The organism is Streptomyces sp. NPDC093085, from assembly GCF_040683935.1.
In the GTDB taxonomy this organism is placed as follows: domain Bacteria; phylum Actinomycetota; class Actinomycetes; order Streptomycetales; family Streptomycetaceae; genus Streptomyces.
In genome coordinates, this window is sequence record NZ_JBFBFB010000004.1 from 290549 (window position 1) to 303155 (window position 12607).

Below are 12607 nucleotides of genomic sequence, written 5' to 3' on the forward strand. Positions count from 1 at the left end.
ACGGGCCCGGCGGGGTACCTCGGCTGTCCGTCACGAAGATCGCCCGTTTGTGGGTGTGTCGCGGGCGCTCCGCCCGTCGTCGATGACGTAAGGGGCGTCCATGACGTCCGCGCTGTCCGTTTCGTCCGTCCCGGCTTCCTTGTCCGCGGTGAGCAGCCGTTCCAGCTCGGGGCGGCCGGGCAGCCGCTGGGGGCGGACGGCCTCCCCGGTCCGTACGTACAGGAACGTGGCCGTCACGTCCTCGGGCGGGATGCCGTGCTGCTCGGCCCAGGCGAGGCGGTAGACGGCGAGCTGGAGCGGGTCGGCGGTACGGGTGCGGCTGGTCTTCCAGTCCACGATCTCGTACGTGTACGCGCCGCCCCCGGCCGGCGGTGCCCCGGGCCCCGCGGTGTCCGCCCGGCCCGGGTCCGCCTCGCCCGGGTCGCCGTCTGCCGGGGGCGCGACGGGGGTGCGGTAGACGGCGTCGATACGGCCCCGGATCACCCGGCCGGCGAGGGTGAGGTGGAACGGTGCCTCCACGCGGTACGGGGTGCGGCGGGCGTACGGGGTGCGTTCGAACGCCTCTTTCAGGGCGGCCAGGTCCCGCTCGTCGGCGATCTCCGGTTCGTCCTCGTGGCCGCCGGGCAGCTCGTCGGGGCCGAGCATCGGGAGGGGCAGCTCCTCGAACCGGGACTCCACCCAGGCGTGGAACCGGGTGCCCCGGCGCGCGGCGGGCTGCGGGGGCCGGGGCATGGGGCGGGCCAGCTCCTCGGCGAAGCCGTCGGGGTCGGCGGCGAGCCGCAGGAGCTGGGAGGCGGTGAGGGAGTGCGGTACGGGGACCTCGCGGACGGTGGCGCGGGCGCGGGCGAGCTCCCCGGCGAGCGCGTCGAGGTCACGGTCCCAGGAGGCGAGCGTACGGGCCTCCTCGGGGGTCGGTGCTTCCTCGGCCCCGGGGCCGCCCTGGCCGCTCCCGCCGTCCGGGCCGCTCCCGCCGTCCCCGCCCGGGCGCCGGGGCGACGGGACGGAGGCGCTCTCCGGGACCTCCGGCTCCGCCCCCCGAGGCTCCGCCAGATACGCCCGCACCGTCTCCGCCGCCGCCTGCCGCCGGGCCAGGGACTCCGGGTCCAGGGGGAGCGGCCAGGGGTGCGGGGTGGTCCCGGCGGCCAGGGACGGGTTCTCCGCGCCCTCCTCCGGCTCCGCCGCCCAGGCCTCGATCTCGCCGTACCCCGCCGCGCAGTGCTCGTACAGCGCGTACAGGAAATCCGACGGCCCCCGCGTGCGCTTCTGGGTGGGGCCCCACCAGTGGCCCGAGCCGAGGAGCAGGGAGCGGGGGCGGGTGAAGGTCACGTACCCCAGGCGGAGTTCCTCCGTGCGCTGGTGTGCCTTCATCTCCTCCTTGAAGGACGTGAGGCCCTTCGCGTCCCAGCGGGGGACCTCGGGGAGCGTCGGCGCGTCGCCGCGCAGCGCGTGCGGCAGGACCTTCGGCTGGGCCGTCCACGCCTCACGGGCCCGGGTGTTCGGGAACTGCCCGGTCACCAGCCCGGGGACGGCGACGACATCCCACTCCAGGCCCTTGGACTTGTGGGCGGTGAGCACCTTGACCGTGTTCTCGCCGCCCGGGAGCGCGTTGTCCAGGCCCTTCTCGTACTGCGCGGCGGTACGGAGGAAGGCGAGGAAGGCGAGGAGTCCGGCCTCCCCGTCGAGCGCGGCGAAGGAGGCCGCCGTGTCGAGGAAGTTGGCGAGGGTCTCGCGGCGGCGGGCGGCGAGGGCGTGCGGGGAGGCGGAGAGTTCGACCTCCAGGCCGGTGGTGGCCAGGACCCGGTGGAGCACGTCCATGAGGGGGTCGGCGAGCGAGCGGCGCAGATCGCGGAGTTCGGTGGCGAGCCGGGCGAAGCGGACGCGGGCGGCGGTGGAGAAGGGGAGCTGGTCGTCGGGGGCGCCGGCCGGGTCGAGGAAGGTGTCGAGGGCGTCGGCGAGGGAGATCACCTCGGCCGGGTCGGTGCCCTCGACGGCCGCCGCGAGCCGGGCGTCCATGGCATCCGCCGCGCTCTCCGTACCGTCGGCCGGGGCGTGGTGGACGAGGAGCCGGGCGCGGCGGCCGAGCAGGGCGAGGTCGCGCGGGCCGATGCGCCAGCGGGGGCCGGTGAGGAGGCGTACGAGGGAGGCGTTGGCGCCCGGGTCCTGGAGGACCTCGCAGACGGCGACGAGGTCGGCGACCTCGGGGAGGTGGAGCAGCCCCGACAGGCCGACGACCTCGACGGGGATGTCGCGGGCCACCAGCGCGCCCTGGATCTCGGGGAAGTCGCCCGCCGTACGGCAGAGGACGGCGATCTCGCCGGGCTCCTTGCCGGTGCGGACGAGGTGGGCGATGGAGTCGGCGAGCCAGGCGGTCTCCTCGGCGTGGGTGGGCAGGAGGGCGCACCGTACGGTGCCGTCGCGCTCGGCGCCGGGGGCGGGGCGCAGCGCCTCGACGCCCTCGTGCATCGCGCGCAGGGGCGTGGCGAGGGTGTTGGCGAGGTCGAGGAGGCGTCCGCCGCTGCGCCGGTTCTCGCTGAGGGAGAAGCGGGTGGCGGGGGCTCCGTCGGCGGCGGGGAAGTGGGCGGGGAAGTCGTCCAGGTTGGCCACGGAGGCGCCGCGCCAGCCGTAGATGGCCTGGCAGGGGTCGCCGACGGCGGTCACGGCGTGGCCGGTGCCGCCGCCGAAGAGCCCGGAGAGCAGGAGCCGCTGGGCGACGGAGGTGTCCTGGTACTCGTCGAGGAGGACGACGCGGAACTCGTCCCTGAGCAGGGCGCCGACCTCGGGCCTGGTGGTGGCGAGTTCGGCGGAGAGGGCGATCTGGTCGCCGAAGTCGAGGAGGTCGCGGGCGCGCTTGGCGGCGCGGTACCGCCCGACGAGGTCGAGGAGCTCCCGGCGGGCGGTGGCGGTCTCGGGGACCTTGCGCAGGTCGGCGTTGGAGAGCCGGGTGCCGCTGAGGGTGTGCAGGAGTTCGGTGTCGTACGCGCCGAGGCGGCCGGGGGTGACGAGGTGTTCGGCCAGCTCGGCGTCGAGCGCGAGCACGTCGCCGACGAGGGCGGGGAGGGATTTGGTGAGCGCCGGGTACGGCCCCGGGGCCTCCCGCAGGACGCGGGCGGCGAGCTGGTAGCGGGTGGCGTCGGCGAGGAGCCGGACGCTGGGCTCCAGGCCGATGCGGAGCCCGTGGTCGGTGAGCAGCCGCCCGGCGAAGGCGTGGTACGTGGAGATACGCGGCTCCCCGGGCACCTGCTCGTCCCCGGAGCCGCCGGAACCGCTGCCGGTCGCGGGGCCGCCACCGGTCCCGGGCAGCGCGTCCGGGTCGGTGACCCCGGCCCGTACCAGCGCCTTGCGGACGCGCTCGGCCAGCTCACCGGCTGCCTTGTTGGTGAACGTGAGCCCGAGCACCTGCTCGGGCGCGACCTGCCCGCTCCCCACCAGCCAGACCACCCGCGCGGCCATGACGGTCGTCTTCCCCGACCCGGCCCCGGCCACGATGACCTGCGGCGCGGGCGGCGCGGTGATACACGCCGTCTGCTCCGGGGTGAAGGGGATGCCCAGCAGCTCCTTGAGCTGCTCGGGATCGGTGAGATGTACGGACACCTCGGAAGGCTATCCGGCACCACTGACAACGCCGCTCCGGTGTTCTCACTCCACGACCTGGCGGCCCTCCGGCCGGGCGCTGCACGAGGCCCGGAAGGCGCAGTGGGCGCAGTGGGTGCCCGTGGTGGGGGTGAAGCGTTCGTCGAGGACGCGGCCGGCCGCCGTGGTGAGGAGGTCGCCGACCCACTCGCCCGTGAGCGGCTGCTGGGCCTGGATCCGGGGGAGGGTGTCGCCGCCCTCCTTTTTCGGGGCGGGCTGGCGGAGGTGGACGAGTTCGGCGCCGCCCGGGGCGGGGCGGTGGCCGTCGAAGACCTCGTCCAGGGCTCCTTCGCGGACGGCGAGCTGGTAGACGGCGAGCTGGGGGTGGTGGGCGACCTCGTCCTTCGACGGGGTCTGTCTGCCGGTCTTGAAGTCGACGACATAGGCGTGTCCTTCGGTGTCCTGCTCGACGCGGTCCATGGAGCCCCTGATACGCACCTCGTAGTCGCCCGCTTCGAGGGTCACGTCGAAGCCGTGCTCGGTGGCGGCCGGGGAGCGTCCGCCCCGGTCGGTGACGTGCCAGCGCAGGAAGCGTTCGAGGGCGACCCGGGCCTGCTCCTTCTCCTGCCGCGACTTCCAGGGGGCGTCGAAGGCGAGGGCGTCCCATACGGAGTCGAGGCGTTCCATGAGGACGGCGAGATCGGCGGGGGTACGGCCGGAGGCCACCTCGTCGGCGAGCACATGGACGACGTTGCCGAACCCCTGCGCCGCGGTGGCGGGCGCGTCCGCCTTCACCTCGCGGCCCAGGAACCACTGGAGGGCGCAGGTGTTGGCCAGTTGGTCCAGCGCGCTGCCCGAGAGCGCCACGGGCTGCTCCCGGTCGCGCAGGGGCACCGCGCTGCGGGTCGGCTCGTACAGCCCCCACCAGCGGTCGGGATGGGCCGCCGGCACCAGCGCCTGGCCCTCCTCGTCGCCGAGGGCGGCGAGCCGGGCGAGCCGGCGCGCGGCGGCGTCCCGCAGCCCCGGGGAGGCGGCCGGGTCGACGGTGGTGGCGCGGAGTTCGGCGACGAGCGCGGCGACGGCGAGCGGGCGGCGCGGGCGCCCGGTGATGTCCCGGGGCTCGACGCCGAGTTCGGTGAGGAAGCGGGAGGGCTGGTCGCCGTCGTCGGCCGCCGCCTTGACCGCGGTGACGACGAGCCGGTCCCTGGCGCGGGTCGCCGCCACGTAGAAGAGGCGGCGCTCCTCGGTGAGGAGAGCCCCCGGAGTGAGGGGTTCCGCGAGCCCGTCGCGGCCGATCCGGTCCGCCTCCAGGAGCGAGCCCCGGCGCCGCAGATCGGGCCAGAGGCCCTCCTGGACGCCCGCGACGACCACCAGGCCCCAGGCGAGCCCCTTGGCGCGGTGCGCCGTCATCAGCCGTACGGCGTCGGGGCGTACGGCGCGGCGGCTGAGCGTGTCGGCGGCGATGTCCTGCGCGTCCAGCTCCTCCAGGAAGTTGAGCGCGCCCCGGCCGCCGGAGCGCTCCTCGGCCCGGGCGGCGGCGTCGAACAGGGCGCATACGGCGTCGAGGTCGCGGTCCGCGTTCCGGCCGCCGGCCCCGCCGCGCAGGGCGGCGCGCTGGAGCCGGCCGGGCCAGGAGGTGCCGTCCCACAGCTCCCAGAGCGCCTCCTCGGCGGTGCCGCCGCCCGCGAGCAGCTCGCGCGCCTTGCGCAGCAGCGCGCCGAGCCGCTGCGCGCCCCTGGCGTACGCCGGGTCGTGGGCCACCAGCCGCTCGGGCTCCGCGAGGGCGCGGGCCAGCAGCACGTCGGAGGCGGCCGGGATCCGGTTCCCGGCCATCCGCTCCTCGTCCCGCAGGGCCCGGCCCAGGCGGCGCAGATCGGCGGCGTCCATCCCGCCGAGGGGGGAGGTGAGGAGGGCGAGCGCGGTCTCGACGTCCAGCCAGGGGGCGGGCGTGGGGCCGGGGTGCGGCGCGCCTTCGGGGGCTTCGGGGGCCTCCGGGGCTTCCAGGGCTTCGGGGGCCTCCGGGGTTTCCGGGGCCTCCAGGGCCTCCAGGGCCTCCGGGGCCTCCGGGGCCTCCGGGGCCTCCGGGGCGGAAACCGCCGACGTGCCCAAGAGTTCCGGGGCCGACGCCCTCGCCACCGCCCGTAGCGCCGTCAGCAGCGGGGCCACCGCCGGTTCGTGGCGCAGGGGTACGTCGTCGCCGTCGACCTCCAGGGGGACGCCCGCCGAGGTCAGGGCGCGGCGGATGGCGGGGATCGTCCGGCCGCCCGCGCGGACCAGCACCGCCATGTCGTGCCACGGAACGCCGTCCTCCAGGTGCGCCCTGCGCAGGATGTCGGCGACGTTGTCCAGCTCCGTGGACGGGGTCGGGAAGGTGTACGCCTCGACGCGGCCCCCGCCCCGTACCGCCGCCAGGTCGCGGTGGACCCGTACCCGCTCGGCCGGCAGCCGGTTCAGCGGCATGCGGCGGGTCAGCAGCCGGGTGGCCGCCAGGAGCGCCGCGCCCGAGCGGCGTGAGGTGGTCAGGACCCCGACGGGGGCCGGGGTGCCGTCCGTACGGGGAAAGGCGTACGGGAAGTCGAGGATGCCGTTGATGTCGGCGCCCCGGAAGGCGTAGATCGACTGATCCGGGTCGCCGAAGGCCACCAGCGTGCGCCCCCCGCCCGCGAGTGCGCCCAGCAGCCGTACCTGCGCCGGGTCGGTGTCCTGGTACTCGTCGACGAACACCGCGTCGTACCGCTCCCGGAGCCTCCGCGCGACCTCCGGGGAGCGGGCGAGCAGCACCGCGCGGTGCACCAGTTCCGCGTAGTCGAGCACGCCCTGCATGTCCAGGACGTCCAGGTACTCGGCGAGGAAGGCCGCGGCGGCCGACCAGTCGGGGCGGCCGGTACGGCGGGCGAAGACGGCCAGCGCGCGCGGCCCGAGGCCCAGTTCGCGGCTGCGGGCGAGCACCGCGCGCACCTCGTCGGCGAAGCCCCGCGTGGTCAGGCAGGCCCGCAGCTCGTCGGGCCAGCGGACCCGCCCCCGGCCGTCCCTGGCCAGCTCGATCTCACCGGCGAGGAGGTCGCGTACGGCCACGTCCTGCTCGGGCCCGGAGAGCAGCCGCAGCGGCTCGGTGAAGAGGTCGGCCTCCTGGTGGGCGCGGATCAGGGCGTAGGAGAACGAGTGGAACGTGGTGGCCTGCGGGGCCCGGGTCCCGCCCAGCCGTACCGCCATGCGGTCGCGCAGCTCCACCGCCGCCTTGCGGCTGAAGGTGAGCACCAGGATCCGCTCCGGGTCCGCGCCCCGGGCGACCCGCTCGGCGACCGACTCGACCAGCGTCGTCGTCTTGCCGGTGCCGGGCCCCGCGAGCACCAGCAGCGGCCCCGTCCCGTGGTCAACCACGGCGCGCTGGGCCGCGTCCAGCACAGGGGGGTCCACCGGGGCGGGCGGCGTGCGCAGCAGCCGGTACCCGCCCGGGGGCCGCTGCCGCACCCCGCGGTGCGGGGTGCGTCCGGTGGAGGGGAAGGAACTCACGTGGTCTCGCCGGTCCTGGAGGAGATGAGGAGGTGCGGGGGTGCTGGGGGGCGCGCGTGGCGCTCACGGACCCGGGGGGCGGCCGGGGCGCGTCCCGCCGACGCTACGCCGTCCGGTGCCCCGGAAGCGGACGGTCCGGGGTGGCGTCCGTCGCAGATATCGGTTTCGTCACTCTCGTCACGGGCCCCTCTCCCGTCCCTCCCGGAACTTTCTCTTCCTTTCGCACCATCTGCCCTGGTGTGCGGCGCTCTCCGGGCCCCGTGGGGTCATCCGTACGGCGGGTGGCCCGGACGCCGGACCGCCCGCCGTACGCCCCGATGGCGGAAGCTGTCCTCTGTGAGCAACTTCGCCCGCGCCCGTACGGGGTCACGCGTCCGGTCCGGTGTCCGCGCTCGGTCCGGTGTCCGGGGCCGGGTCCGTGCCCGGGCCCGGAACGCCGCCGTCCCACCGGGCCCGCCGCATGTCGAGCCGGAGCATATGGCCCTCCGTGCTCCGCGACGCCTCGCGCAGCGGGGTGCCCTCCTCCCGGTAGCGGGCCAGGGCGCGGAGTTCGTGCCCCGGCAGCGGTACGCCGTCGGAGCGGACCACCCGCCACCACGGCACCGCCGAGCCGTAGAGCGCCATCGCCCGGCCCACCTGGCGCGGGCCGCCATCGCCGAGCCATTCGGCGATGTCCCCGTACGTCATCACCCGACCGGGTGGGATCAGCTCGGCCACGTCCAGCACCCGTTCCGCGTACGCGGGCAGCTCGGGCAGTTCCGGCGGCTCCTCGGGCTCCTTGCTCCTCATCCGGACCATCCTGCCGCACCGCACCGACAGCCGGACCGCCCGATGCCCCCGCAATGCACCCTGATGCCCCCCTCTGTCGGATGCTCGTGCCACCATCGTCCGGGCGGTGACTGGTGATACGAGATCAAGAAGAGACGGATTCGGCGGAGGAGGGGAACGTGCGGCGTCCCGCGGCGAACACCTCCGGCGCCGAGCCGCGCCCGGACCCGGACCCGGGCGGCTCCGCGCCCGAGGCGCCCAGGGTGCCCGAGCCACCCGAGGCGCCCGAGGCCGACGGCGCCACCCCCGCCGAACTCGTCGGGCGGAGCCGCCCCCCTGCGGACCCGGCGGCCGGCCGGGGCGACGCCCCCGACCAGCCCGACAAGCCGGACCAGCCCGACAAGCCCGACCAGGTCTCCGGTGACGAACCGCTGCTCGCGGCCCGCGTCCACCGTCCCTCCGACCTCATGCGGCTGCTCATCGGGATCGGGGCCATCGCCCTGCTCCTCGGGCTCTCCGCCTTCGCCCACGGCACCACCTCCGGCCTGGAACAGGACATCAGCAAGGGCACCGGCCAGGCGCCCGACCTGATCGTCAAGCTGGCCGGGCTGGTCTCCAGCATCGCCGTGCTGCTCGTGCCGGTCGCGTTCGCCATCGAGCGGCTGATCAAACGCGACGGGCTCCGGATCGCGGACGGCGTGCTCGCCGCCGTCCTCGCCCACGGGGTCACCCTCGCCACCGACCTCTGGGTGGCCAGAGCGGCCCCCGACTCGATCACCGAGGCCCTGACCCGGCCTCAGGCGGGGGCCGGGCTCACCGACCCCGTGCACGGCTATCTGGCCCCCGTCATCGCGTACATGACGGCCGTGGGGATGGCCCGCAGACCCCGCTGGCGGGTGGTCCTCTGGGTGGTGCTGCTGCTCGACGCGTTCGCGATGCTGGTCGCCGGGTACACCACGCCGTTCTCGATCATGCTGACCGTGCTGATCGGCTGGACCGTCGCGTACGGCACGCTCTACGCGGTCGGTTCGCCCAACGTGCGGCCGACCGGGCAGAACCTGATGGCAGGGCTCCGCCATGTCGGGTTCCGCCCCGTCCACGCGACGCGCGCCGAGGACACCTCCGACGCGCTCGAACAGGGCGACCGGGGACGGCGCTATCTGGTCACCCTGGAGGACGGCCCCCCGCTCGACGTCACCGTCGTCGACCGCGAACAGCAGGCCCAGGGGTTCTTCTATCGCGCCTGGCGCCAGCTCACCCTGCGCTCCATCACCACCCGCAGCTCGATCCCCTCCCTGCGGCAGGCCCTCGAACAGGAGGCGCTCCTCGCGTACGCGGCGATCGCCGCCGGGGCCAGCGCGCCCAAGCTGATCGCCACCTCCGAGCTGGGCCCCGACGCCGTCATGCTCGTCTACGAGCACCTGGGCGGCCGTTCGCTGGACTCGCTGCCGGACGAGGAGATCACCGACGGGCTCGTACGGGAGGCCTGGCGGCAGGTGAAGGCGCTCCAGTCGCGGCGGATCGCGCACCGCAGGCTCACCGGGGACGCGCTGCTGGTGGACGCCGGCGGAAAGGTGATCCTCACCGAGCTGCGCGGCGGCGAGATCGCGGCGAGCGATCTGGTGCTGCGGATGGACACCGCGCAGATGCTCACCACCATGGGGCTGCGGGTCGGCGCCGAGCGCTCGGTGGCGGCGGCGGTCGAGGTGCTGGGCCCGGACGCGATCGCCGACTCGCTGCCGCTGCTCCAGCCGATCGCGCTCAGCCGCTCCTCGCGCGCGACGCTGCGCAGGCTCGCCAGGGAGCGGTCGCAGCGCGAGCGCGAGGCGGTGCTCGCCGCCTCCGAGGCGGGCAAACGGGCCAGAGCGGCGGATGCCGCCGAGGGCGAGACCGGCGACCGCAAGGCCGCGCGGAAGTCGCTGCGCGCCGAGAAACAGGCGGAGAAGCGGGCGATAGACGAGGCGCTGGACGAGGCACGCGAGGAGGATCTGCTCTCCCAGATGCGCCGTCAGGTCCTGCTGATCAGACCGCAGGCGCCGGTCGAGCCGGTCCGGCTGGAACGGATCAAACCGCGTACGCTGTTCAGCTTCATCGCCGGGGCCGTCGCCGGGTACTTCCTGCTCACCCAGCTCACCCAGGTCGACTTCTCCACCGTCGTCAGCGACGCGCACTGGGGGTGGGTGCTGGCGGCGCTGGCGTTCTCGGCGCTCAGCTATGTGGCGGCGGCGATGAGCCTGCTCGGCTTCGTACCGGAGCGGGTGCCGTTCGGGCGTACGGTCCTCGCGCAGGTCGCCGGGTCCTTCGTGAAGATCGTGGCGCCGGCGGCGGTCGGCGGGGTCGCGCTGAACACCCGCTTCCTCCAGCGCGCGGGGGTACGGCCGGGGCTCGCGGTGGCGAGCGTCGGCGCCTCGCAGCTCTTCGGGCTCGGGGCGCACATCCTGCTGCTGCTCTCCTTCGGCTATCTCACCGGTACGGAGAAGACGGCCTCGCTCACCCCGTCCAGAACGGTGATCGCGGGGCTGCTGACCGTCGCCGTCCTGGCGCTGGTGGTGACCGCGATCCCGTTCCTGCGGAAGTTCGTGTCGACGCGGCTGCGCTCGCTCTTCGCCGGGGTGGTGCCGCGCATGCTGGACGTGCTCCAGCGCCCGCTGAAGCTGCTCACCGGCATCGGCGGGATGCTGCTGCTGACCGGCGTGTTCGTGATGTGCCTGGACGCCTCGATCCGGGCCTTCGACAACGGCAACCAGCAGCTCAGCTATGCGAGCATCGCGGTGGTCTTCCTGGCCGGGAACGCGCTGGGCTCGGCGGCGCCCACCCCCGGCGGGGTCGGCGCGGTGGAGGGCGCGCTGACGCTGGGTCTGCTCGCGGTCGGCCTCCCCAAGGAGGTGGCGGCGCCCGCGGTGCTGCTCTACCGGCTGCTGACGCTCTGGCTGCCGGTGCTGCCGGGGTGGCTGAGCTTCAGCCACCTCACCCGGAAGGGGTCGCTGTAGGCCCCCGTCACCGCGCCCGGCACCACCCGCATGGACCGTGGCCCCGCGCGGTGCGGGCCGGTCCGGCGCACGATGGGCCCATGCCTCTCTCCTCCGTACGGCGGTCCGCGACCCTGGCCGCCGTCACCGCCGTAGCCCTGCTCTCCGCCTCCGGATGCGCCGACCCGGCCGGGCCCGGCCGGGGGGACGGCCCGGACGCCGCCCGCGGGACCCCGGCCGGCGGGAACGCCCACCCGTCAAGCACGCGCGCGCGTACGGACACGGGCACGGCCACCCCGAACAGGCTGACCGGCCAGCGCCTGGACTGGAAGGCGTGTCCGGCCCCGGCGGACTCCCAGGGCGGCGGTACGGCGCCCTCGCCGCTGCCCGGCGGCACCGCCTGGCAGTGCGCCACGATGAAGGCACCGCTCGACTACGCGAAGCCCGGCGGCGCCACCATCGACATCGACCTGATCCGCGCCCCCGCGCGGGACACCAAGCGGCGCATCGGGTCGCTCGTCTTCAACTTCGGCGGCCCCGGCGGCTCCGGGATCACCGGGCTGCCCGCCTTCGCCAAGGACTACGAGAAGCTGCGCTCCCGGTACGACCTGGTCAGCTTCGACCCGCGCGGGGTCGGCCAGAGCGACGGCGTGAAGTGCGAGAACGCCCGGCAGCTCGACGCGTACTTCGCCCAGGACGCCACCCCCGCCACCCCGGCCCAGGAGCGCGCGTACACCAAGAGCCTCAAGGAGTTCGCCGCGGCGTGCGAGAAGAACTCCGGCCGGATCCTCCCGTACGTCGGCACGGCCAACGCCGCCCGCGACATGGAGCTGATGCGGCAGGTCCTCGGCGACGAGAAGCTGCACTACTTCGGGATCTCGTACGGCACCGAGCTGGGCGGCGTCTACGCCCACCTGTACCCGAAGTCCGTCGGCCGCGCGGTCTTCGACGCCGTCGTGGACCCGACGCAGAACGCGGAGCAGGGCTCGCTCGGCCAGGCGAAGGGGTTCCAGCTCGCCCTGGACAACTTCGAGAAGGACTGTGTGGCGCGCGGCTCCGCCTGCCGGCTGCCCGGCACCACGCCGCAGCAGATCCAGTCGTTCATCGTCAAGCTGCTCGACCGGATCCAGCAGAAGCCCATCGCGGGCATCGGCAACCGGCAGCTCACCGGGACCCAGGCCACCAACGGCGTCGCGCAGGCCCTCTACTCGAAGGACTTCTGGCCCTATCTGGAGCAGGGCCTGGACGAGGCGGACGGCGGCAGCGGCGCGCTGCTGCTGGCGCTCTCCGACTCGATGAACGGGCGCGACCAGGACGGCCGGTACAGCAACCTCCAGGCGGCGAACGTGGCGGTCAACTGCGCGGACTCCAAGGAGCGCTACACGCTCGCGCAGACCAAGGCGAAGCTCCCGGAGTTCCGCAAGGCGTCGCCCGTCTTCGGGGACTTCCTCGGGTGGGGGCTGCTGAGCTGCTCGCACTGGCCGGTGAAGGGCGAGTGGAGCACCCCGGCCGTGAGCGCGCCGGGATCCGCGCCGATCCTGATCGTCGGCAACACGGGCGACCCGGCCACCCCGTACGCGGGCGCCAGGGCGATGGCGAAGGCGCTGGGCAAGGGGGTCGGGGTGGAGCTGACGTACCACGGGCAGGGACACGGCTCGTACGACAGCGGCGACCCCTGTGTGCAGAAGGCCGTGAACGGCTATCTGCTGGACGGGAAGGTGCCCGCGGCGGGGACCGTCTGTTCGTGAGCGGGCGGGGCGACGGGGAGATACGGCCGGAGGGGCCGG

Annotated in this window: 5 protein-coding genes; 2 read left to right on the top strand and 3 right to left on the bottom strand. The window is 74.9% G+C overall.

Annotation, left to right across the window (positions count from 1 at the left end):
• Positions 1-30: 30 nt before the first annotated feature.
• From AB0O07_RS15000 to AB0O07_RS15010, 3 genes are all read right to left on the bottom strand, one after another.
• The gene (locus tag AB0O07_RS15000; protein WP_365632167.1) at positions 31-3591 is read right to left on the bottom strand and encodes an ATP-dependent DNA helicase; all 3561 of its coding nucleotides are present in this window, start codon (positions 3589-3591) and stop codon (positions 31-33) included.
• A 45-nt stretch (positions 3592-3636) separates the two neighbouring features.
• Positions 3637-7083 (bottom strand): ATP-dependent DNA helicase, encoded by a 3447-nt coding sequence (locus AB0O07_RS15005; protein WP_365632170.1) that lies wholly within the window; start codon positions 7081-7083, stop codon positions 3637-3639.
• A 366-nt stretch (positions 7084-7449) separates the two neighbouring features.
• On the bottom strand, positions 7450-7872 hold the full coding sequence (locus tag AB0O07_RS15010) for an MGMT family protein (protein WP_365632173.1): 423 nt from the start codon (positions 7870-7872) through the stop codon (positions 7450-7452).
• 158 nt (positions 7873-8030) lie between these two features.
• On the opposite strand from AB0O07_RS15010, the gene AB0O07_RS15015 reads away from it, so the two are divergent.
• Together AB0O07_RS15015 and AB0O07_RS15020 are read left to right on the top strand one after the other, a co-directional pair.
• Positions 8031-10841 carry a lysylphosphatidylglycerol synthase domain-containing protein gene (locus AB0O07_RS15015; protein ID WP_365632176.1) on the top strand — a complete coding sequence of 937 codons (2811 nt, stop codon included), beginning with the start codon at positions 8031-8033 and terminating at the stop codon, positions 10839-10841.
• Between the two features lie 80 nt (positions 10842-10921).
• A complete protein-coding gene (locus tag AB0O07_RS15020) occupies positions 10922-12568 on the top strand; it encodes an alpha/beta hydrolase (RefSeq protein ID WP_365632179.1) in 1647 nt (548 codons plus the stop codon).
• Positions 12569-12607: the final 39 nt, after the last annotated feature.